Below are 22,357 nucleotides of genomic sequence, written 5' to 3' on the forward strand. Positions count from 1 at the left end.
ACATGCTGATCCGCGATTACTAGCGATTCCGACTTCACGCAGTCGAGTTGCAGACTGCGATCCGGACTACGATCGGGTTTCTGGGATTGGCTCCCCCTCGCGGGTTGGCAGCCCTCTGTCCCGACCATTGTATGACGTGTGAAGCCCTACCCATAAGGGCCATGAGGACTTGACGTCATCCCCACCTTCCTCCGGTTTGTCACCGGCAGTCTCATTAGAGTGCCCTTTCGTAGCAACTAATGACAAGGGTTGCGCTCGTTGCGGGACTTAACCCAACATCTCACGACACGAGCTGACGACAGCCATGCAGCACCTGTGTTCCAGTTCTCTTGCGAGCACAGCCAAATCTCTTCGGCCTTCTAGACATGTCAAGGGTAGGTAAGGTTTTTCGCGTTGCATCGAATTAATCCACATCATCCACCGCTTGTGCGGGTCCCCGTCAATTCCTTTGAGTTTTAATCTTGCGACCGTACTCCCCAGGCGGTCAACTTCACGCGTTAGCTGCGCTACCAAGGACCGAAGTCCCCAACAGCTAGTTGACATCGTTTAGGGCGTGGACTACCAGGGTATCTAATCCTGTTTGCTCCCCACGCTTTCGTGCATGAGCGTCAGTGTTGTCCCAGGAGGCTGCCTTCGCCATCGGTGTTCCTCCGCATATCTACGCATTTCACTGCTACACGCGGAATTCCACCTCCCTCTGACACACTCTAGCCCGGTAGTTAAAAATGCAGTTCCAAAGTTAAGCTCTGGGATTTCACATCTTTCTTTCCGAACCGCCTGCGCACGCTTTACGCCCAGTAATTCCGATTAACGCTTGCACCCTACGTATTACCGCGGCTGCTGGCACGTAGTTAGCCGGTGCTTATTCTGCAGGTACCGTCAGTTGCTCCAGGTATTATCCGGAACCGTTTCTTTCCTGCCAAAAGTGCTTTACAACCCGAAGGCCTTCATCGCACACGCGGGATGGCTGGATCAGGGTTGCCCCCATTGTCCAAAATTCCCCACTGCTGCCTCCCGTAGGAGTCTGGGCCGTGTCTCAGTCCCAGTGTGGCTGGTCGTCCTCTCAAACCAGCTACGGATCGTCGCCTTGGTAGGCCTTTACCCCACCAACTAGCTAATCCGATATCGGCCGCTCCAATAGTGCGAGGCCCGAAGGTCCCCCGCTTTCTCCCGTAGGACGTATGCGGTATTAGCTACGCTTTCGCGTAGTTATCCCCCGCTACTGGGTACGTTCCGATACATTACTCACCCGTTCGCCACTCGCCACCAGACCGAAGTCCGTGCTGCCGTTCGACTTGCATGTGTAAGGCATCCCGCCAGCGTTCAATCTGAGCCAGGATCAAACTCTTCAGTTCAATCTCTGTTTGTGCACCTTGAATCTCATCCTAAGACTCAACCCAAGATGCGTTCGCTAGCTTATTCAAAGGAAGTGAGGTTTAAAAAACCTTACTTCAATTGTGTAAGCGCTTGATGATACTTTTGCTTCGGCGCGAATCTGCGTAAACGCAAACCGCACCATGCACACGCATCAAGCGCCCACACTTATCGGTTGTTCAGTTGTTAAAGAGCGGTACTGCGAACTGCTTTTACTATCAGCGCCGTGCAACTTCCGTGTCACGCCGCCTTGCTAATCTTGTCCTGCCTACTGCTTGCCTTGCGTCGTCCGCCGCTGTGTCAGCAGCAGAGAAACGAGATTATGAAGAAGTTTTTTGACGCTGTCAAGTCAGTTCGTTTCGCCTCTCCGTTTTTCGATCAACTTATTCGTCGATCGGGATTCCTCAGCCGCGCTTGGCGCCACACCTCAGAACCACCCCGGATAAGCGCGTTTTCTGCAAAAAGCCCTCAGAAAACAACCACTTGACCTAACTTTCTTCACTTCGTCTCGCCGCAGTTTCGGCAACAGAGGGACGGGATTATGAAGAAGTTTTTTCAGCGTGTCAAATCAATCCGCTTCGCCACCGTTTGCAGCCAACCAACCTCTCGTTGACCGGGATTCCTCCGCCGCGCCTTACGCGCCAAGCTCCGGAACCACCTCGGCAGCTGCTTCGCCCAAACCCCAGGCAAAACAACGCACTGACCAGACTTTTCTTCACTGCCCTGCTTTTTCCTACCCCTCGGCATCTACCGCGTCGTCGCTAATGCGTAGAACGTTTCAACTGCCGAGCCAGCAACTATAGCACGGGCATTTTGAAGAATGCAAATTGGAAGGGGATCGTCCAGGCAGTCCAGCAACGGCCGCTGCCCTCCCCCTATACGCTGCCCCTCCCCCTATAGAGACTTCCTGACCCATCGCAGGCCTACCAAGTATGCACATCCCATGGGCCGCGCGAATGACGGGCGCGCGTCTGCGCCGCCATGTCCCGGACGTGAGCGGATGCGCCGATGTCTTTCAACATCCAGTCGTCCATATGCAGGATTTCGCCTTCTGGCGGCAGCACGGATTCCTCCGCGCGCACCCGACGAAACCAGTCGAGGAGCCGGCGCCACCGGCCTTTGACGACGGTGCCCTGCGACAGGGCTGATGGGGTAGACGGTAAAGGCGGGCTGTGGGCATCGAGGGGCATGGTGCGCTCCAGGTCAATATATGGTCAGGATATCCACCCAAAAGCACCGCGAAAATCGATATATTTCACCCATTCCGGTCGATTTTTCTTACCAATATGAGCCGACTTCCCCTGAATACGTTGCCCGTCTTCCGCTGTGCGGCGGAATTGCAGAACCTGAGGGCAGCGGCAGCCCAACTGCATCTGACGCACAGCGCGGTCAGCCAGCAGATCCGCACCCTGGAGACCCAACTGGGATTCGAGTTGTTCGACCGGCGTGGACGCGGCATTGTGTTGAATGCTGCGGGCCAGGCCCTGCTGCGCGGCGTGGGCCCCGCGCTCGCCATGCTGGAAGACGGGGTGCAGGCGGCCGCCGCCGCGGCCAGCGGAACGGAACAGCGCTTGCGCGTGACCGTGCTGCCGTCTTTCGCGCAGCGGTGGCTGCTGCCGCGCATGGCCAGTTGGCGCGCCCGGCATCCTCATCTTGCGCTGGAGATCGAGGCCTCGCAGAACGTGGTGGACCTGCCTCGCGCGGGACTGCACGCCGCCTTGCGCTATGGCCGAGGCCCGTGGCCGGGCCTGGAGTCCGAGCCGCTATTGGAAGCGCCGTTGCCCTGGGTGGTGGTGGGATCGCCCGGCGCCGCGCAACGGTTGCGCGAGGCATCGCCCGAGGTCCTCACACGCGAGCCCCTGCTGGGGGACAGGGACCTCTGGCAGGCCTGGTTCCAGGCCGCCGGCGTCCGTACGCGTGTGACCCCCGTGGCGGTGTTCAACGATGCGGGCCTGTTGCTGCAAGCCGCGGAACAGGAACTCGGACTGGCGCTGACACGCGAGCTGCTGGCCGCCGACGCGCTGGTGGAACACCGGCTGGAGCGCATCTCGCCGCTGTCCATTCATTATGAGGACACGCAGACCTATCACCTGGTGTATCGGCCGGAGCTGCGCGACTGGCCGCCGTTGCTGGCGTTGCGCGCCTGGCTGCGCGACGAATTGCGGGCGGCCCAAGCACGCGTGGACGCGCGATGATGATGCCGCACCACGGCAGGCGGCGCGCCCCGTTCGGCCGGCTACCGGTCCCATGAGCCGCGCAGGGAAGAACGCGGAAGCGGACGCGGCCGGCGGTGCAGGCACGCCGGTCGACTCGCCGGCACCGCCGGATGCGCCTTGCCCAACGGTCCCGGCAGATCGGTCTGCGACACCCATCCCAGCACGCGGCGTTGCGTATCGACGATGAGGACGGCGTGTGCGCGGCCGCCGGCCAGTCCGTCCCCCGATCTGTCACGCCGATGCAATGGCCCGATGCGGTAATAAGCGCGCTTACGACTTATTACGCCAAACAGACAGCACCGCCGTCATCCACGCACCGCCTGTCTGCATCGACCACATACCGGACGCATATTCATGGACCGCAGAAAATTCCTGAAATGGGGCAGCTTCCTCACCGTTTCCGTCGCCACGACCACCCTGGCAGGTTGCGGCGGCAGCAATGACGACGACGGCAATGAAGGCGGCGGCGAATCGGGCGGCCAGACGCCCCCCGCCAACGGGTCCATCACCTACAGCTTCCCGCAAGGCGTGGCCTCGGGCGATCCGCGTCCGGACAGCATCGTGCTGTGGACCCGCATCGAAGGCGATGCGCAGAATGCCGTGCCGGTAAGGGTGGAACTGGCCTACGACGAAGCCTTCGCCCAGAAGGTGAACCTGACCGACGCCACGATCAGCGCCGAGCCCGACTGGGACCACACCGTCCGCCACAAGATCACCAACCTGCTGGCCGGCACGACCTATTACTACCGCTTCACCGTGGGCGAGACCGTCAGCACCGTCGGCCGCACGCGCACCGCGCCCGCCGAGGCCGCCTCGGTCGACGAACTGCGTTTCGCCTTCATCTCCTGTCAGGACTGGAGCGTGAACCACTGGGCCGCCTTCGACGAGCTGGTGAAGGAAGACCTGGATTTCATCGTGCACCTGGGCGACTACGTGTACGAGACCGTGGACGCGGGCTTCCAGTCGGGCGTGGTGGAAAGCGCCCATGGCCCGCTGACGCTGCCCGACGGCACGCTGCGCTCGGACGGCGCCACCTACGCGACCACGCTGGCCGACTACCGCACGCTGTACCGCAGCTACCGTTCCGATCCGCGCCTGCAGGCGCTGCACGCGCGCTTCCCCATGATCGCGATCTGGGACGACCATGAGTTCTCGGACGACTGCTGGCAGGATCGCCAGACGTACGAAGTGGGCGACGACGAAACGCCGCGCACCGCGCGCCGCCGCAGCGCCAACCAGGCCTGGTTCGAGTTCATGCCGGCCGACGTCAGCCTGGACCTGAACAATCCCTCTTTCAACAACATCCAGATCTACCGCGCGTTCCGCTTCGGCAAGCTGGCCTCGCTGGTGATGACCGACCAGCGCCTGTACCGCGCGGATCACGTCATCCCGGAAACGGCGGCCGGCAGCGAGATCGGCAGCCGGTACTTCGTGCCCAAGGCCACGCTGGCCGCCCTGGAAGGACAGAAGATCACCGCCGCGGGCGGGGCGCTGACGCCGGTTTCCATGCTGAGCGATACGCAACGCGCCTGGTGGAAGCGCCAGATGCAGAACAGCACCGCCACCTGGAAACTGTGGGGCAATGAAGTCTCGCTGCTGCGCATGCAATTCGATGGCACGCAGGCCGTGGCCAGCCTGCTGGCGCAAGGCATCGTGGCATCGTTTCCGACGGTGCCGCTGCAGGCCGCCACGATCGCCCTGATCCAGGACCTGACCGCCGCGGCCAAACCCAGCCCGTCCGCCCCGCCGGTCACCGACTACGACAACCTTGAGGCTGTGCTGGCCGCCGCGCCGGCCAGCCTGCCCGGGCCGGCCATCTCGGCCATCAAGGACTCGCTGAACAGCCAGTTGCCCCCCTCGATGCTGCTGGACGAATACCTGCTGAACGTCGACCAGTGGGATGGCTACAACGCCGAACGCAAGGACCTGATGGCGCATCTGCTGAACAACGGCATCCAGAACGTGGTGGCCTTGACCGGCGACATCCACGCCTTTTTCGCCGGCTCGGTCATGGCCGACTACGACGTGGCGACCGCCGACCTCGAACCCGTGATGGTCGACCTGGTGACGGCAGGGGTGTCCAGCAACTCCTTCTTCAGCTATTTCAAGAGCGTGGTCGACACCAACCCGGCGTTCGCCGCCGCGAAGCCGCTGATCTACTCGGAGTCGGGCGGCGTGGTCACCAACACGTTCAACACCACGCTGAACCAGTTCAATGGCAATTGGATGAAGTACGTCGACACCAACGCGCAAGGCTACGCGGTGGTCTCGCTGACGGAAAGCAGCCTGTCCTGCATCTTCAAGAAGCTCAAGCCGCTGGACGGCGACAAGGCCCCCGCCTCGCCCGCGGTGGCCAGCCAACAGGTGCTGACCGTGGCCGCCGGCGACCCGAACGTGACCGTGGTCTCGCCGATCTAGGCACCGGCTGTCCAGGCGGCCAAAAGGCCGTCCGCGCTCTGCCTCCGCCGAAACAGGCTTCCGCACGTGTTTCGGGATCGGACGGCCGACGTGGACGGCTTTTTTGCTGCTGGCCCGGCGCGCCAGGCACGTCACGCTCCCGTGGCGGATCGATACCCGATACCGGCATCGGTCGCGCGATGAGCGTTCTGGGACGCGTGCGGGGCGCGCATCGCCCGCACCGATCAGACGATTCCTTCCCCGACAGATTTTGTCGCACCCGCCCTGGGCAGACTTGCTATGCTGCCCGCTCCCGAGAGATGAACGCCGTGTGCGCATGAAGTCCAAGAATTTCATCTATGCCGGCCGCCTGCGCGGCTGGATGCTGTGCTGCCTGCTGGCACTGGCGGCCCTGATGGCCGCGGGCGCCGTCCAGGCGCAACCCGACGCCGCGCAGGATGCCGACTCCAGGCTGTCCCAGGCGCGCGAGCGTATCGACGCCATCCGCAAGGGCCTGGACGGCAAGCCTGTCGACAGCGACCTGGAAAAGTGGCGCGGCGACGTGCAGCAGGTGCAATCCCAGGCGGATGCCCTGGCCGAGTCGCTGGCCCCGCGCCTGGCCGACGTCACCGCCCGGCTGAACCAGTTGGGCCCGGTATCCGAGGACGCGAAGGAGGCGCCCGACGTCGCCGAGCAGCGCCGCCAGTTGGAGAAATCCAGCAGCAGTGTCGACGCCCAGGTCAAGCTGGCGCGCCTGTTGTCGGTCGAGGCGAGCCAGACGGCGGAGCGCATCTCCGCCATGCGCCGCACGCAGTTCCAGGAAAGACTGGGCGAGCGGCGCGGCACGTTTCTGTCCGCCACCTTCTGGCGCGAATTGCGCAACGAGGCGCCGCGCGACCTGCGCCGCGTGGGCGACCTGGGCCGTGACCTGCTGGCCGGCATGAGCGAGACGCCCGCCTGGGCCTGGATCGCGCTGGCGATCATGCTGGCCGGACTGCTGGCGCTGCGTCGCTGGCTGCGCGAACGGCTGCTTCGGTTGACCAGCACCCGCGTGCCGCCGGGCCGCCTGCGCCGCTCGTTCCTCGCCGCCGCGCTGGCGCTGCTGGGCGCCGCGGTGCCGGGCGCGGTCGCGAGCCTGATCAGCATCGCCCTGACCTGGAGCGGGTCGCTGGAAGATGACATCCAGGCCCTGCTGGGCGACATGGTGGGCATCGTCTGCCTGGCGGGCTACATCGGCGGCCTGGGCTACGCGCTGCTGTCGGCCAGCCGCCCGTCATGGCGCCTGCTGCCGTTGCCCGATGCCGTGGCCGAAGGATTGCGCTGGCTGCCCAGCAGCCTGGCCATCCTGGCGGTGCTGATGTGGCTGTCGCAGCGGCTGCCCGCCCTGCTCAACATCAGCCTGACCGCCACCATCGCCTTGAACGGCCTGACGGCCCTGGCGCTGGGCGGCGTGCTGGCCGTGGCGCTGATGCGCGGCGAACGCCGCCGCCGCGCCGCCGCCATCGCCGAGGCGGCCGCCTCGGCCGACGCAGGCGCCGATGCCGGCCAGCCGGTGCCGCCGCGCCCGTTCTGGGTGGGCATCCTCGTCAACCTGGCCTGGCTGGCGCTGATCGTCAGCCTGGGCGGCATCCTGATCGGCTACGCGGCCTTGGGCACCTTCATGATCGGCCAGGGCCTGTGGGCGCTGATCGTGGTGTCGTCCGCCTACTTGCTCTCGGTATTGCTGGAAGACGGCTGCACCACGCTGCTGGCCGGCCGCTATGTCGATGAGAAGACGCCGCAGTCGCGGTTGCGCCAGCAGGCAGCCGTGCTGCTGTCGGGCGCGAGCCGCATCGCGGTGCTGATGGTGGCGGCGGTGCTGCTGGCCAGCCCCTTCGGCGAAGGTCCCGACGAGCTGGTACATCGGCTGGACCTGCTGCACCGCGGACTGCAGATCGGCGAGATCCAGTTGAAGCCCGGCTCCTTGCTGCAGGCCCTGCTGTCGCTGGCGTTGGGCATCCTGGCCGTGCGCGTGCTCAAGCGCTGGCTGACCGACCGCTACCTGCCCACCACCAATTTCGATCCCGGCATGCAGACGTCGGCGGCCACGCTGTTCGGCTACGCGGGCATCGTGTTCGCCGTGTCGCTGTCGCTGTCGGTGCTGGGCCTGGGACTGGAACGCGTGGCGTGGATCGCGTCCGCGCTGTCGGTGGGTATCGGTTTCGGCCTGCAGGCGGTGGTGCAGAACTTCGTGTCGGGCCTGATCCTGCTGGCCGAGCGGCCGGTGCGCGTGGGCGACTGGGTGTCGCTGGGCGGCATCGAAGGCGACATCCAGCGCATCAACGTGCGCGCCACGGAGATCCAGATGGCGGACCGGTCCACGGTGATCGTGCCGAACTCGGAATTCATCACCAAGACGGTGCGCAACGTCACACACTCGAATCCGCTGGGCCGCGTGCAGATCCGCCTGCCGATGCCGCTGGCCACGCATCCGGCCGAGGTGCGCGACCTGATGCTGTCCGCCTTCGCCGAGCGTGAGGAAATCCTGGAGACGCCCGCGGCCGACGTGTACCTGGACGGCATCGAGGGCGATCGCCTGATGTTCAACGCCGTGGGCTACGTCAGCTCGCCGCGCGCCGCCTATGTGACGCGCAGCAAGCTGCTGTTCGAGATCCTGCAGCGCCTGGCCGAGGCCGGGCTGGAAATGTCGCCGCAGACCACGATGCTGCTGCGCGAGACGGCGCCGGCTCCGCACGAACCCCTGGTTCCGCCGGAGAGCACCGCGGTGGCGCCCCCGCAGGATGCGCCCATGCCCGAGGACCCGCCCCCCACGCCCGCCAAGGGCTGAATCAGCCGAAGCGCGGCTTGAGCATGTTGACCAGCGCGCGCTCGGCCATGGGCCGCGACAGGCCGAAGCCCTGCCCCAGCGTGCAGCCCAGGCTGCGCAGCACCTCGGCCTGCGCCTCGTGCTCGATGCCTTCGGCGGTGATCTCGATCTTCAAGGCGCGGGCCATGCCGATGACCGCGGTGACGATCGCCAGGCTGCGCGCGTCATCGGGCAGCTTGCGCACGAAGGACTGGTCGATCTTCAGGCGATCGACCGGATAGCGCGCCAGATAGCCCAGCGACGAGAAGCCCGTGCCGAAGTCGTCCAGCACGACGCTGACTCCCATCGCGTGCAGGCGTTGCAAGGTGGTATCGATCTCCTTGCTGCCTTCCATCAGCACGCCCTCGGTGATCTCGAGTTCGAGCAACTCGGGCGCCAACTCGGTACGCACCAGGACGTCGACGACTGCATCGGCGAAATCGGGGCGGCGGAACTGGACCGGCGACACGTTGACCGCCACGCGCGGCGGGTCTTCGTAGCGCGTCTGCAGCATGCGGCCGAAACGGCATGCCGTTTCGAGCACCCAGGCCCCCAGCACTTCCATCAGGCCGGCGGTTTCGGCCACCGGTATGAATTCCGCGGGGCTGACCTGCCCGCGCGCCGGATGGCGCCAGCGAACCAGGGCCTCGGCCACGCGCAAGCGGCCGTCCATCAGATCGAATTCGGGCTGGTAATCGAGATACAGGCTGTGCGCATTCACGGCGGCGGCCAGGTCGCTGGCCAGGGCCCAGCGGTCGCTGAGCGCGCTCTCCATCTTGGGTTCGAAGACCCGCAGGCTGTTGCCGCCGCCCTGGCGGGCATGCGACAGCGCCAGGTGCGCGCGCCGGATGAGATCGTGCGCGCAGGCGGTATCACCCCCGCCCTGGTGTTCGTAGAGGCCGGCGCTGGCGCGCGGATAGGCCACGCGGCCGCTGACCTGCAAGGGTTCGCTGACACGCTTGAGCATGGCCTGGGCCGTGGGCACGGCGGGATCGCCGGCGTCCAGCACCATCAGGAATTCGCCCGCCCCCAGGTGGGACACCACGCCGTCGTACCCGCTGAAAGTGCGCAGCCGGTCGGCCACGGCCAATACCGCGTTCTCCCACTCGGGCAGGCCGCTGGCGCGCGGCAGCGTGCCGACGTCGTCCAGGCCCAGCGACATCACCGCGACGGGACGCCGGCGCAGCAGCAGGGCCAGGCGCTCTTCGAACAGAAACAGGTTGGGCAGGCGCGTGGATGCATCGTGATGCGAGGCGTACCAGGCGTTGCGGCTCTCGGCCGCCCGGCTGGACACGTCCATGGTGACGCCGACATAGCGCCGCCGGCCATTCTGCCGCAGCGGCGAAATGGCCTGCAACACCGTGCGGCGCGACCGGTCGCCGCATTGATAGACGCATTCCTGCTCGAAATGGCGATCGGCCGCCAGCGCCTTGAGCCAGCTTTGCTGGCCGCCCATGCCGACGTCGGGCGTATTGGGATCGAGCAGGGACAGAAAGGAGCGCTTGCCGATCAGGTCGGGAATGGCCTGGCCGGTGAGATCGGCGTAGGCTTGATTGGCATAGCTGAGCGTGCCGTCGGGTTCGCACTCGAACAGGCCGCACGCCGCGCGCGACAGCAGATTCTCGTAATCCACGAACGTCTCCATTGCTGCGCGGCTCCGCGTATCCATTCCTCGGAAACTATACCGAATCGACTCACGAGCGCCAAGGCATCCGCCGCGCAAATGCCGGATTTTATGTGCCGGATAGCGTCAAATCCGCGAAGTACGGCAATTCAGGAATGTTGCAGCAGGAAGGAATCCGCCCGGCGTGCGCATGTTCCGGGCGCCTGAGGGATGGCCCCGGGGCGCCGCCCCCCAGGCCGAGCAGAGCCGTGCTCCCGTGGCGGCAATCCCTAGGCCTGAGGCAGCGCGCGCCGCGCGGCGATGCGGCCCGCGTAAAGATTCAGCGCCAGCCCGCCCAGCACCAGCGCGGCGGCATAGAGCTTCCAGCCCGGCAACGGCTCGGCCATCAGCCAGGCCGAGGACAGCATGCCCAGCACGGGCACCAGCAGGGCGGTCGGCGTGACGGTGGAAGCGGGATGGCGCGACAGCAGCCAGTTCCAGGCGCCGAACGCGAAGGTGGTGTTGCCCAGGCCCTGCCACAGCACGGCCATCCAGCCATTGAACGAGGCATGCGAAACCGCGTGGGCGATGGCGGCCGGCCCCTCGACCATCAGGCTGACGGCCAGCACCGGCGCCGTGCCATACAGGCTGCTCCAGGTGGTGAGCGCCAGCATGTTGACCTTGCCCGCGCCGCGCACCAGGGTATTGGCGCATCCCCAGCAGAAGGCCGCGCACAGCACCATGCCCAGGCCCGCCAGCGTGACGGACGCCCGTGCATCCACGACACTGTGCCAACCCACCAGCGCAAAGCCCGTCACCGCCAACACCAGCGCGGCGCCCTGCAGCATGCGCAGGCGCTCGCCGCCGATCAGCATGGCAAGCAGGATGGTGAAGAAGACCTGCGCCTGCACGACCAGCGAGGCCAGGCCCGGCGAGATGTCCTGCCGCATGGCCCAGTACAGCAACCCGAACTGGCCGACGCTGAGCAAGGTGCCGATGGCCGCCATGCGGGTCCAGGGCACCTCCGGACGCTTGACCAGGAAGACCCAGGGCAGCGCCGAGAACAGGAAGCGCAGGGCCGAGAACAGGAACGACGGGAATTCGTCCAGCCCCCACTTGATGACGACGAAATTCGTGCCCCAGACGAAAACGACGGACAACGCCAGCAGCAGGTGGGAGAACGGCATGGAACGTTACGGCACGGAGTGCGCCGCCCCCTCCCCCACCACCGTCGTCCAGGTTCGCACCCGCCAATGCGTGACCAATCCTTCGCGCACATAGGGGTCGGCCGCCGCGAAGGCTTCGGCCGCGGCAGGGCTGTCGCCCTGGAACAGCAGCACCGCCCCATCGGGGGGATCGGCCAGCGCGCCGGCCAGCACCAGATCGCCGCGCTGCGCGGCCTGGCGGGCCAGGGCCAGGTGTTCTTCACGGTAGGCAGCGCGGCGGGCCACGTAATCGGGCACGACGTCGTAGAAAAGCAGGAAATGCATGATGTCTACTCCCAGGCCGCGATGGCCCTCCCAGGCGCATCATCATATACGCATGACGATCGCGTGGCCGGGCCGCTTGCGCCATACTGGCGTCCTGGCCGCTCCATTGTGGACGCGGCATCCATCGGAGACAGGGAATGATCCAGGAAATCGCCAGCATCCGCGTGCAGGCAGGCAAGGAGGCCGAATTCGAGGCCGGCGTGGCGCAGGCCAAGCCGCTGTTCCTGCGCGCAAAAGGCTGCCATGGCATGCAGCTGTATCGCAGTATCGAGAATCCGCAGCGCTACACCCTGGTGGTCGACTGGGAAACCGTGGACCACCACATGGTGGACTTCCGCCAGTCGGACGATTTCCAGGAATGGCGCAAGCTGGTGGGACCGTATTTCGAGTCGCCCCCGGACGTGCATCACGAACAGCAGGTGGTGTAAGGCCGCAACGGCCAGGCCACCGAAGCGCCGGCGCGCGATCCGCGCCGCTCGGAGACCTGCGGGCCGCGACCTACAATGGCGCGGTCCCATCACCGATTCCCGCGCCCTGGCCGGGCGCCTTCCTTGAGGCTACTCCGTGCAGCATCCCTCTCATCCCGCCCGCGGCACGCGCGGCATGGCGACCGCCCCCAATGCCCTGGCCTCGCAAAGCGCGCTGGCTGTATTGCGTGAAGGCGGCAACGCCGTCGAGGCGATGATCGCGGCTGCGGCGACCATCGCCGCGGTCTATCCGCACATGAACAGCCTGGGCGGCGACGGCTTCTGGCTGATCAGCCGGCCGGGCCATGCACCGCTGGGCCTGGAGGCCTGTGGCGCGGCGGCGGGCGCCGCCAGCATCGATTCGTACCGGGCGCGCGGCCTGGACCGCATTCCGTTCCGCGGCGGGCTGGCGGCCAACACGGTGGCCGGCACCGTGTCCGGGTGGGACGCGGCCTACACCTGGTCGCGCCAGGAACTGCGCGGCCGCATGCCGGTGGCGCGCCTGCTGGAAGACGCCATCGGCTATGCGCGCGACGGCATCCCGGTGTCGCGCAGCCTGTCCGCCTGCATTGCCGCCAAGCGCGACGAGCTGGCCGACGTGCCGGGTTTCGCGCAGACCTTCCTGCCTGATGGCGAAGTGCCCGCCATCGGCAGCCGCTTTTGCCAGCCGCGCCTGGCCGCCACGCTGCTGCAGCTGGCGATGCGGGGCCTGGACGATTTCTATCAGGGCGACCTGGCGCACAGCATCGCTGGCGACCTGGAGCGCGTGGGCAGCCCCTTGCGGCTGTCCGACCTGCAATCGCACCAGGCCGTCTGGAAGACGCCGCTGACGCTGGCGCACTCGCTGGGCACGGTGTACAACATGCCGCCGCCCACGCAGGGGCTGGTGTCGCTGCTGATCCTGGGCCAGCTCGACCGCCTGCTGGAAGACGGCATGGACCCGCTGGGCGCGCCGTTCGTGCATGCCTGCGTCGAGGCCACCAAGCAGGCCTTCGCGATCCGCGACCGCGACATCACCGATCCCGCGTACATGAGCATCGACCCGCAGCAGTTGCTGGCCGCCGAGCGCCTGGACGAGATGGCTGCGCGCGTGCGGCCCGGCATGGCTGGCGCCTGGGCGGGCGGCAAGGGGCCGGGCGACACGGTGTGGATGGGCGTGATCGACGCCGACGGCGTGGCGGTCAGCTTCATCCAGAGCATTTATCACGAGTTCGGCAGCGGCGTGGTGCTGGAGCATTCGGGCCTGCAGTGGCAGAACCGCGGCTGCAGCTTCTCGCTGGATCCGCAATCGCGCAATCCGCTGATGCCGCGCCGCAAGCCCTTCCATACCCTGAACCCCGCGCTGGCCCGCTTCTCGGACGGACGCACGATGGTCTACGGCAATATGGGCGGCGACGGCCAGCCGCAATCGCAAGCGGCCGTGTTCAATCGCATCGCGCATTTCGGCATGAACCCGCAGGCCGCCATCGACGCGCCGCGCTGGCTGCTGGGACGCACCTGGGGCAACAGCAGCGAAACGCTGAAGCTGGAGTCGCGGTTCCCGCCGGACACTGTCCAGACGCTGCGCGCGCTGGGCCATCCGGTGGAGGTGCTGCAGGCCTACGACGAGACCATGGGCCACGCCGGCGCGATCGTGCGCCATGCCGATGGCCTGCTGGAAGGCGGCAGCGATCCGCGCAGCGACGGCGCGGCCGTGGGCTGGTAGCACGCGAGGCGCGTGGCGCCTGCCTGCCGCGTGGCGATGCGGCGCGGCGCTGTGCGATGCGGTGCGGCGCTGTGCGGTGCGGTGCGGCGCTGTGCGGTGCGGTCAGGGCGTCGCGCGCGCAACGCCGCAGGCAGACAACCGGCGCCGGGCGTTCCACGCCGGATCAGGAACCACCGCGAATCCGCCCGCGCAACGTGCGCACCTGCCGGCCCGCCAACTGGTAGCCGCCCCAAAGACAAAAAGCGCGCGAGGTCAGCGCCAGCCACATCAGCAGCGCGCCCAGCAGCGTGAGCGTGGGAAATATCCAGAACAGGCCCGCGTGGATCGCCAGCACCGCCACGCCCGCCGCCGCCAGCAGCATGCCCTGCGTCATGCGGCGCAAGGCGTCCAGGGCCCGGCTGGATGCGCGCGCCGCGCCGACGATGCCGATGACCGCCACGACCGCCGCCATCACGTTCACCAGCATGATCAGCAAGACCCGCGGCGCCGCTTCGCCCGGCGGGCGCGGCAGCACCTGCAGGATGACGGCATCGATGCCGGTCAGCGCCACCGAGCAGGCCAGCAACCAGACCAGCGGCGCCCACATGCCGGGCAGACGCGGATAAGGATTGCCGGCGGGGAAGAAATCGCGCACGGACCTGGGAATGTCCTGCAATCCGCCGGGCGTGCCCGCGCGCACCTTCGCCTCGAAATGGCGGCAATGCGAAATGAGGGCATCCAGGCTGGCAGGCGCGTCGATGATCGTCGGCATGGGCAGCCGCGGCGGTGCGCGGTGGGTGAAATCCGGATCCACCTATGCTAGCGCGATGCGGCCTCTGGGGCACCGCCGATGGACGGATACGCGGAATGAGGCCCGCGGGCCGGGGCCGGGCCGGGCGTGTCCGCGGCCCAGGCCCCCAGGCCCGCCGTGGTTATTGGCTCAGTACGGACTGCAGCACCATGCCCGTGGCCATGCCGATCAGGAAATAATCGGAACCCACGCTGATCCAGTGCGAACCGCGCGGCGGCGGCGCCAGGTGGCGTGCGCGGTAATCGGTCACGACATAGTGGCCGCCTCGGTACGGCGCGGGCACGTACTCGCCGCGCGACCAGCGGTGGTAATGGCGGGGCGGCGCGTAGCGCGGGGCCTGATGATAGTGACGTTCGACCACGACGCGCGGGGGAGGACCGCGGCGCTCGTGGCGCCAGTCGCGGTGATCGTGGCGGGCGCCGCGCCATTCATGGCGGTCGTGGTCGCGGCGGTCGTGGCCGTGATGCTTGTCGCGCTGTTCGTGGCGCCCGCGATCGTGGCCGCGATGATCGTCGGCCTGCGCCAGGCCGCTGACGCCCAGCAGCGAGCCGCTCAACATGACTGCAATCAAGCGCTTGTACATGGCACGTCCTTGCTCCGTTTAGGGAGATTTCAGTATAAGGATCGCGTCAGCCAGGGAAAGGGGTTCGAAATCGGCTGAAATCAGCTTGCAGTCAGCGCAACATTTGGGAATCAAACCGTACCGAGACGTGTGCGCGCCGCCAGGGCCACCGCCACGGTGGTGTGCACGTCGGCCAGCGCGCGGTGGGTGGGCGCGCTGACGCCCAGGTGCCGGGCCAGCAGCCCCAGCTTGTGCGAGGTCAGCTCCGGCCACGCGCGGCGCGCCAGGGCCAGCGTGCAATGCGTGGGGTTGGCGAAGGGCATGCCCGTGGTCTCGGCGGCCGCCAGCAGAAAGCGGCGGTCGAACGAGGCATTGTGGAAGAACACCGGCACGTCGCCGATGAACTCCAGAAACGCGCCAAAGGCATCGGGCATCGGGATGCCATGCCGGTCCACCTCGCCCTGCGTGATGCCGGTGAGCTGCGAGATGAACGGCGGTACGCGCGATTTGACGCGCACGACCTGGGTGTATTCGCGTTCGACCAAGCCGCCGGCGCCGACACGCACCGCCGCGAATTCGAGGATCTCGCAGGAGGCCGTCGACAGACCGGTGGTTTCCAGGTCGGCCACGGCGAACGGCGCGCCCAGCGCGGAAAGCGCCGCGGCGGCCTGACGCGCGGCCGGTGCCACGCGGGCGGGCAGCTTGGCGGGCGCCAGCGCCGGATCGGACGCCACCGACGAATACGGATCGGCATAGGCGCCGGCATGGGGATTCGGCGTGGAATAGCGGCGGCGGAAATAGGCCATGCGAACGGAAGGAAGGCGGTGGACCGTGGGATTGTAGGCGCTGGCGCGCCGCCCTTGAGCCCCCGCCCGCGAAGACGCGTGGAACCGCCCTGCGCGGCCGGCCCGCTATTTCCCATCCAGCTCCGGGTAATGCCGGAAGATGCCGTCGCCGAACGGCAGCCTGCGTCCACTGGCGAAATAATCCCGCAACTCGGGCAGGTTGGCCACGCGCCCGTGCAGCGCCATCACCTTCGGATACTGTGCCGACACAGACATCATGCGCTTGGGGAAGGCGTAGAGCAGGCCATCGACCAGATGGAACAGGGACAGGTCCGCATAACTCCAGCGCCCGCCTTCCGCCAGCCAGTCCCCCTGTGCGCTGTACAGCACCCGTTCGAAGTACGACAGGAATTTCGGAATGCGTTCGGTGCGGAAATTCTCGGCGCGGCGAGCGGCCTCTTCGCGCTGGTCCTCGTAGTAATCGCTGGCCGCGATGGGATGGTGCGTGTCATGCGCCTCGGCCACCATGTCGGCGATGGTCAACTGCAATTGATTGACCCAATAGCGGCCCGACACCGACGCCGGCGCCAGCCCGTGCTTCTCGCCCAGGTACAGCAGGACGTTGGCGGTCTGGCCCAGCGTCAGTTGCCCGGCCTCCATGTAGGGCGGCGCGAAGGGCGGGTGCTTGCGGTCGCACTGCATGTCGTCGGCCACGGCCTGCGCCGTGGCGCCGGGTTCGCGGGCGCATTCCTTGTACGGAATGCCCGCGGCCTCCAGCGCCAGCCGCACGAACTCGCCACGGCCAGGAATGCCGTCCCAATACCAGAGGTTGTAGGTCATGAAGGCTCCTTGTTTCCGGACACGATGACGGCCCCGAACGGGGGCCGTTCGACACATTGCGCCGCAGCAATCGTCGTGCCCGCGCCACGGGTATGGATGCAAATGGACCTCAACTCTTATATAAGATATAAGACATTTGCCCCCGCCCCTCGGTTGCCTCTACAATCGCTGCCGAAACCCTTCCGCCAACCCGACTTCTCTAGGCAGGCATCCATGCTGGAAACCTATCGCAAACACGTGGCCGAGCGCGCCGCGCTGGGCATTCCTCCCCTTCCCCTCTCCGCGCAGCAGACCGCCGATCTGATCGAGCTGCTGAAGAACCCGCTCGCCGGCGAAGCGCAAAACCTGCTGGATCTGCTGACGCACCGCGTGCCCGCCGGCGTGGATGACGCCGCCAAGGTCAAGGCCTCTTACCTGGCCGCCGTGGCGCTGGGCTCCGAATCGTGTGCGCTGATCAGCCGCGCCAAGGCCACCGAACTGCTGGGCACGATGCTGGGCGGCTACAACATCGGCCCGATGGTCCAGTTGCTGGACGACGCCGAAGTCGGCGCCGTCGCGGCCGAAGGCCTGAAGAAGACGCTGCTGATGTTCGACGCCTTCCACGACGTGAAGGAAAAGGCGGACAAGGGCAATGAAAACGCCCGCGCCGTGGTCCAGAGCTGGGCCGACGCCGAGTGGTTCACCAGCCGCCCCGAACTGCCCGAGAGCCTGACCATCACGGTCTTCAAGGTGCCCGGCGAAACCAACACCGACGACCTGTCGCCCGCCCCCGACGCCACCACGCGCCCCGACATTCCGATGCACGCGCTGGCCATGCTGAAGAACAAGCGCGAAGGCGCCGCGTTCCAGCCGGAAGAAGACGGCAAGCGCGGTCCGGTCAAGTTCATCCAGGACCTGAAGGAAAAGGGCCACCTGGTCGCCTACGTGGGCGACGTGGTCGGCACGGGTTCGTCGCGCAAGTCGGCCACCAACTCGGTGCTGTGGTTCACGGGCGAGGACATCCCCTTCGTGCCGAACAAGCGCTTCGGCGGCGTGTGCCTGGGCAGCAAGATCGCCCCGATCTTCTACAACACCATGGAAGACGCGGGCGCCCTGCCCATCGAGCTGGACGTCTCCAACATGGAAATGGGCGACGTGGTCGAACTGCGCCCGTACGAAGGCAAGGCTTTGAAGAACGGCGAGGTCATCTCCACGTTCGAAGTGAAGTCCGACGTGCTGTTCGACGAAGTGCGCGCCGGCGGCCGCATTCCGCTGATCATCGGCCGCGGCCTGACCGCCAAGGCCCGCGAGGCGCTGGGCCTGCCCGCCTCGACCCTGTTCCGCCTGCCCAAGGACCCGGCCGATAGCGGCAAGGGGTACACCCTGGCCCAGAAGATGGTCGGCCGCGCCTGCGGCCTGCCCGAAGGCAAGGGCGTGCGTCCGGGCACCTACTGCGAACCGCGCATGACCTCGGTCGGCAGCCAGGACACCACCGGCCCCATGACCCGCGACGAACTGAAGGACCTGGCCTGCCTGGGCTTCTCGGCCGACCTGGTGATGCAGTCGTTCTGCCACACCGCCGCCTATCCCAAGCCCGTCGACGTCAAGACGCACCACACGCTGCCGCAGTTCATCAGCACCCGTGGCGGCATCTCGCTGCGCCCCGGCGACGGCGTGATCCACTCGTGGCTGAACCGCATGCTGCTGCCCGACACCGTGGGCACCGGCGGCGACTCGCATACCCGCTTCCCCATCGGCATCTCGTTCCCCGCCGGTTCGGGCCTGGTGGCCTTCGCCGCCGCCACGGGCGTGATGCCGCTGGACATGCCGGAATCCGTGCTGGTGCGCTTCAAGGGCAAGATGCAGCCCGGCGTCACGCTGCGCGATCTGGTCAATGCCATCCCGCTGTACGCCATCAAGCAGGGCCTGCTGACGGTCGCCAAGCAAGGCAAGAAGAACGTGTTCTCGGGCCGCATCCTGGAAATCGAGGGCCTGCCCGACCTGAAGGTGGAACAGGCGTTCGAACTGTCCGACGCCTCGGCCGAACGCTCGGCCGCCGGCTGCACGGTGCACCTGAACAAGGAACCGATCATCGAGTACATCAACAGCAACATCGTGATGCTGAAGTGGATGATCGCCAACGGCTATGAAGACGAGCGCTCGCTGGGCCGCCGCATCAAGGCCATGGAAGCCTGGCTGGCCGATCCGCAACTGCTGCAGCCCGATGCCGACGCCGACTATGCAGCCGTCATCGAGATCGACCTGGCCGACATCCATGAACCCATCGTGGCCTGCCCCAACGACCCCGACGACGTGAAGACGCTGGCCGACGTGGCCGGCGCCAAGATCGACGAAGTGTTCATCGGCAGCTGCATGACCAACATCGGCCACTTCCGCGCGGCGTCGAAGCTGCTGGAAGGCAAGCGCGACATCCCGGTCAAGCTGTGGGTCGCCCCGCCGACCAAGATGGACGCCCAGCAACTGACCGAGGAAGGCCACTACGGCGTGTTCGGCACGGCCGGCGCGCGCACCGAGATGCCGGGCTGCTCGCTGTGCATGGGCAACCAGGCGCAGGTGCGCGAAGGCGCGACGGTGATGTCCACCAGCACCCGCAACTTCCCGAACCGCCTGGGCAAGAACACGAACGTGTACCTGGGTTCGGCCGAGCTGGCCGCCATCTGCTCGCGCCTGGGCCGCATCCCGACCAAGGACGAGTACATGGCCGACATGGGCGTCATCAACCAGAGCGGCGACCAGATCTACCAGTACCTGAACTTCGACAAGATCGCCGACTACAAGGACGTGGCCGACGTGATCGAGGTGTAAGGCACCTGCCTGCGGCGCCTGGCGCGCAGGCGCTCGCGACAGCGGCATAAGCGAAGGCCCCGGAGCGATCCGGGGCCTGCTTTTATGGTTTTCCCACTTGAGGGCGTCCCCTTGAGGAGACCGGCTGGCGGGCTCTGAACCGCCAGCCGCTTCAGAACTCCATGCTGGCCGACAGCGTGAAAGTGCGCGGCGCGCCGAGGTTCAGGTAGCCGCTGCCCGCATAGCCGCCGACGGACGACCAGTAGTCGCGGTTGGCGATGTTCTCGACACGCGCGCGCCACGTGACCAGGTGGCCGCCGATGTCGGTCATGTAACGGACGCCCGCGTCGAAGCGGGTCCAGCCCGGCACCCTGAGCGTATTGGCGGCATCGGCATACGATGCGCCGGTGTAGACCATGCGGCCGTCCACGGCCAGGCCCTGCACGCCGGGGATATCCCATTCCACGCCCAGGTTGGCCATGAAGCGCGGCACGCCGATGACGCGCTTGCCGTCGGTGGCGGCGCTGCCGGTGGAGCGCTGCTCCGCATCGATCCAGGTCAGGCCGCCCAGCACGCGCAGGCTGCGCGTGACTTCGCCGTAGGTCGTGAACTCCAGGCCCTGGTGGCGATCCTCGCCCGCCTCGCGGAACACCTGGTCCGAGCCCGTGAAGCCGCGCGGCTTCGCGATGGAGAAGAACGCCAGGCCGGCGCCCAGGCCGTTGCGGTCGAACTTGACACCGACTTCCTTCTGCCTGGACACGTACGGCGCCAGCGCCTGGCCTTGGTTCTTCACCGGGGCGCCATTGGCGGTCTGCGGCGCGGTATCGCCTGCCGTCAGGGCTTCGATGTAGTTGGCGTACACCGAGACTTCCGGCGTGATGCGGAACAAGGCGCCCACGGCCGGCGTGTTGCGGCTGGCATCGTAAGGCGTGCCGCGCGCGCCGGTGTTGTAGGCGTCGTCGCGTTGGTACAGCTTCTGGTGGCGGATGCCCAGCGTCACGATGGCGCGGTCGTCCAGGAACGAAAGCGTATCGCCCAGCGCGTAGCTGGTCGTGCGGACCACGCCCTGCTTGGCGGGATCGTCCAGGTCATTGCCGCGCAGGGCAGAGCTGCTGATCAGCGGCTGGCCGTAGCTGACCGGGTTGTAGATGTTGGTGGCGAACTGGTTCGAGAAGTCCATCAGGTAGGCGTTCTTCTTCTCCAGGTCGTAGAAGGCGCCCGTGGCGACCAGTTCATGCTTGACCGGGCCGGTGACGACCTTGGCGCGCACGCCCAGCTCGCCGGTATGCACCGAGTCCTCGCGCGCGTTGTCGAAACGGTAGAAGCTTCCGTCACCCGTGGCGCCGTTGGTCACGGTGACGTTGCCCAGCGAGTTGCGTTCCTTGCTCTGCCGCGTGCCGTAGGCCGCCCAGGCGGTGACCTTGTCGGTGATGTCGTATTCGCCGCGCAGGGTGCCGAAAACGTCGCGCTCGTTCGAATAGGTCCAGGGCTGCGCGTAGTTGGAGCGCGCCTTGGCCGCGTCCGGCACCACCGTCGTGCCGCTGAGGGTCACATTCGGGCGCGTCTGCTTCAGGCGGTTGTCCTGATAGCCCACGTCGGCCGACAGGCGGGCACGTTCGCCGCGCCAATCCAGGCCCAGCGCCAGCACGCTGTTGCGCGAACGCGAATCGTCGACGCTGCCCTCGCCGCCGCGCTGCGCGGCGTTGATGCGGATACCGAAGCTGTCGTCGGGACCGAAGCGGCGCGAAATGTCGGCCGCGACCTCGCCCAGGCCATCGCTGGTGTAGCCGGTGGACAGGCGGGTCAGCGGCTCGTTGCCGGCGCGCTTGGGCACCAGGTTGATCACGCCGCCGATGCCGCCGCCGTTGGGCGAGGCGCCGGTGAGGAATGCCGAAGCCCCCCGCAGCACGTCGACGCGCTCGAACAACTGGGTCGAGATGTATTGGCGCGGCAGCAGGCCGTACAGGCCGTTGTACGCGATGTCATCCGAGCCGAGGATGAAGCCACGGATGAAATACGACTCCTGGAAATTGCCGAAGCCTCGCGCCACGCGCACGCCCGGGTCGTTCTGCAACACGTCGCCCACGCCCTTGGCCTGGCGGTCCTGGATCAACTGGTCGGTGTAGCTGGTGATGGAAAACGGGGTTTCCATCAGGCTGCGCGTGCCCAGGATGCCGATCCGGGCGCCCGTGGCGACCTGGCCTCCGGCATGAGCAGGCGCAAGGCCCTCGGCCGATGCATCGGCGCTGGCCTCGACCTTGACCGCTTCCAAGGTGATCGTTCCAGCAGGCTTCGCGTCGGAAGTCTGGGCGTGGACGGCGGGCGCCATGCAGGGCAGCGTGGCGATGAGGTAAGCCAGGGGGCGGAGTTTCATGCGGGATTTCGCGAAAGAAGAGATAGACGAAAGATCAGGCCGGATGATAGCAAAAGCAGAATCATTCTCATTAATGTTGTTGTACTTAGTGAGAATGCCGTTGCAGTTCAGCAACGGTATGGCAG

At 66.6% G+C, this 22,357-nt stretch carries 15 protein-coding genes and 1 rRNA gene; 6 read left to right on the plus strand and 10 right to left on the minus strand.

Annotation, left to right across the window (positions count from 1 at the left end):
• A 16S ribosomal RNA gene (locus A6745_RS08690) occupies positions 1 to 1,355 on the minus strand; the annotation flags it as partial.
• 942 nt (positions 1,356 to 2,297) lie between these two features.
• Positions 2,298 to 2,564, minus strand: coding sequence for a hypothetical protein (locus A6745_RS08695; protein ID WP_066125907.1), 267 nt, complete (start codon positions 2,562 to 2,564; stop codon positions 2,298 to 2,300).
• A 96-nt stretch (positions 2,565 to 2,660) separates the two neighbouring features.
• On the opposite strand from A6745_RS08695, the gene A6745_RS08700 reads away from it, so the two are divergent.
• The 3 genes from A6745_RS08700 (at position 2,661) to A6745_RS08710 (ending at position 8,814) form a co-directional block, all read left to right on the plus strand.
• Positions 2,661 to 3,569, plus strand: coding sequence for a LysR substrate-binding domain-containing protein (locus A6745_RS08700; RefSeq protein ID WP_066125909.1), 909 nt, complete (start codon positions 2,661 to 2,663; stop codon positions 3,567 to 3,569).
• Between the two features lie 375 nt (positions 3,570 to 3,944).
• The gene (locus A6745_RS08705) at positions 3,945 to 6,008 is read left to right on the plus strand and encodes an alkaline phosphatase D family protein (RefSeq protein WP_066125912.1); all 2,064 of its coding nucleotides are present in this window, start codon (positions 3,945 to 3,947) and stop codon (positions 6,006 to 6,008) included.
• A 316-nt stretch (positions 6,009 to 6,324) separates the two neighbouring features.
• Complete coding sequence (locus A6745_RS08710) at positions 6,325 to 8,814, plus strand: DUF3772 domain-containing protein (RefSeq protein WP_066125914.1); 2,490 nt, start codon at positions 6,325 to 6,327, stop codon at positions 8,812 to 8,814.
• 1 nt (position 8,815) lies between these two features.
• Here the strand turns inward: A6745_RS08710 and A6745_RS08715 are convergent, their stop codons facing one another.
• The 3 genes from A6745_RS08715 to A6745_RS08725 all read right to left on the minus strand — a co-directional run bounded on the left by A6745_RS08715 (position 8,816) and on the right by A6745_RS08725 (position 11,925).
• Positions 8,816 to 10,465 (minus strand): putative bifunctional diguanylate cyclase/phosphodiesterase, encoded by a 1,650-nt coding sequence (locus A6745_RS08715; RefSeq protein ID WP_197488127.1) that lies wholly within the window; start codon positions 10,463 to 10,465, stop codon positions 8,816 to 8,818.
• A 260-nt stretch (positions 10,466 to 10,725) separates the two neighbouring features.
• Complete coding sequence (locus A6745_RS08720) at positions 10,726 to 11,622, minus strand: EamA family transporter (protein WP_066125917.1); 897 nt, start codon at positions 11,620 to 11,622, stop codon at positions 10,726 to 10,728.
• Between the two features lie 6 nt (positions 11,623 to 11,628).
• Complete coding sequence (locus A6745_RS08725; RefSeq protein ID WP_066125919.1) at positions 11,629 to 11,925, minus strand: YciI-like protein; 297 nt, start codon at positions 11,923 to 11,925, stop codon at positions 11,629 to 11,631.
• 137 nt (positions 11,926 to 12,062) lie between these two features.
• Between A6745_RS08725 and A6745_RS08730 the strand changes: the two genes are divergently transcribed.
• Both A6745_RS08730 and A6745_RS08735 read left to right on the plus strand, forming a co-directional pair.
• A complete protein-coding gene (locus tag A6745_RS08730; protein WP_066125922.1) occupies positions 12,063 to 12,353 on the plus strand; it encodes an antibiotic biosynthesis monooxygenase family protein in 291 nt (96 codons plus the stop codon).
• A 175-nt stretch (positions 12,354 to 12,528) separates the two neighbouring features.
• Positions 12,529 to 14,097 (plus strand): gamma-glutamyltransferase family protein, encoded by a 1,569-nt coding sequence (locus A6745_RS08735; protein ID WP_066125924.1) that lies wholly within the window; start codon positions 12,529 to 12,531, stop codon positions 14,095 to 14,097.
• A gap of 163 nt (positions 14,098 to 14,260) precedes the next feature.
• Here the strand turns inward: A6745_RS08735 and A6745_RS08740 are convergent, their stop codons facing one another.
• The 4 genes from A6745_RS08740 to A6745_RS08755 form a co-directional block, all read right to left on the minus strand.
• Positions 14,261 to 14,848 carry a hypothetical protein gene (locus A6745_RS08740; RefSeq protein WP_066125926.1) on the minus strand — a complete coding sequence of 196 codons (588 nt, stop codon included), beginning with the start codon at positions 14,846 to 14,848 and terminating at the stop codon, positions 14,261 to 14,263.
• A gap of 160 nt (positions 14,849 to 15,008) precedes the next feature.
• The gene (locus tag A6745_RS08745; RefSeq protein ID WP_066125928.1) at positions 15,009 to 15,470 is read right to left on the minus strand and encodes an RcnB family protein; all 462 of its coding nucleotides are present in this window, start codon (positions 15,468 to 15,470) and stop codon (positions 15,009 to 15,011) included.
• Positions 15,471 to 15,580: 110 nt separating this feature from the next.
• Entirely contained in the window at positions 15,581 to 16,255 is a 675-nt protein-coding gene (locus A6745_RS08750; protein ID WP_082852980.1) for a 3'-5' exonuclease, read from the minus strand.
• 105 nt (positions 16,256 to 16,360) lie between these two features.
• Positions 16,361 to 17,074: a glutathione S-transferase gene (locus tag A6745_RS08755; RefSeq protein WP_066125930.1), complete on the minus strand. Its 714-nt coding sequence runs from the start codon at positions 17,072 to 17,074 to the stop codon at positions 16,361 to 16,363.
• 213 nt (positions 17,075 to 17,287) lie between these two features.
• Here A6745_RS08755 and acnB point away from each other — a divergent pair, with 213 nt between their 5' ends.
• A complete protein-coding gene (gene acnB, locus A6745_RS08760; protein WP_066125932.1) occupies positions 17,288 to 19,879 on the plus strand; it encodes a bifunctional aconitate hydratase 2/2-methylisocitrate dehydratase in 2,592 nt (863 codons plus the stop codon).
• Between the two features lie 151 nt (positions 19,880 to 20,030).
• Here acnB and A6745_RS08765 read toward each other — a convergent pair whose 3' ends face one another.
• Positions 20,031 to 22,232 carry a TonB-dependent receptor gene (locus tag A6745_RS08765; protein WP_066125934.1) on the minus strand — a complete coding sequence of 734 codons (2,202 nt, stop codon included), beginning with the start codon at positions 22,230 to 22,232 and terminating at the stop codon, positions 20,031 to 20,033.
• Between the last annotated feature and the right edge of the window lie 125 nt (positions 22,233 to 22,357).

This window comes from Bordetella ansorpii, from assembly GCF_900078705.1.
Lineage (GTDB): Bacteria > Pseudomonadota > Gammaproteobacteria > Burkholderiales > Burkholderiaceae_B > Bordetella > Bordetella ansorpii_A.

Coding starts and splice junctions, on each gene's coding strand:
- A6745_RS08695 (WP_066125907.1), bottom strand. CDS start 2,564: ATGCCCCTCGATGCCCACAGCCCGCCTTTACCGTCTACCCCATCAGCC.
- A6745_RS08700 (WP_066125909.1), top strand. CDS start 2,661: ATGAGCCGACTTCCCCTGAATACGTTGCCCGTCTTCCGCTGTGCGGCG.
- A6745_RS08705 (WP_066125912.1), top strand. CDS start 3,945: ATGGACCGCAGAAAATTCCTGAAATGGGGCAGCTTCCTCACCGTTTCC.
- A6745_RS08710 (WP_066125914.1), top strand. CDS start 6,325: ATGAAGTCCAAGAATTTCATCTATGCCGGCCGCCTGCGCGGCTGGATG.
- A6745_RS08720 (WP_066125917.1), bottom strand. CDS start 11,622: ATGCCGTTCTCCCACCTGCTGCTGGCGTTGTCCGTCGTTTTCGTCTGG.
- A6745_RS08725 (WP_066125919.1), bottom strand. CDS start 11,925: ATGCATTTCCTGCTTTTCTACGACGTCGTGCCCGATTACGTGGCCCGC.
- A6745_RS08730 (WP_066125922.1), top strand. CDS start 12,063: ATGATCCAGGAAATCGCCAGCATCCGCGTGCAGGCAGGCAAGGAGGCC.
- A6745_RS08735 (WP_066125924.1), top strand. CDS start 12,529: ATGGCGACCGCCCCCAATGCCCTGGCCTCGCAAAGCGCGCTGGCTGTA.
- A6745_RS08740 (WP_066125926.1), bottom strand. CDS start 14,848: ATGCCGACGATCATCGACGCGCCTGCCAGCCTGGATGCCCTCATTTCG.
- A6745_RS08745 (WP_066125928.1), bottom strand. CDS start 15,470: ATGTACAAGCGCTTGATTGCAGTCATGTTGAGCGGCTCGCTGCTGGGC.
- A6745_RS08750 (WP_082852980.1), bottom strand. CDS start 16,255: ATGGCCTATTTCCGCCGCCGCTATTCCACGCCGAATCCCCATGCCGGC.
- A6745_RS08755 (WP_066125930.1), bottom strand. CDS start 17,074: ATGACCTACAACCTCTGGTATTGGGACGGCATTCCTGGCCGTGGCGAG.
- acnB (WP_066125932.1), top strand. CDS start 17,288: ATGCTGGAAACCTATCGCAAACACGTGGCCGAGCGCGCCGCGCTGGGC.
- A6745_RS08765 (WP_066125934.1), bottom strand. CDS start 22,232: ATGAAACTCCGCCCCCTGGCTTACCTCATCGCCACGCTGCCCTGCATG.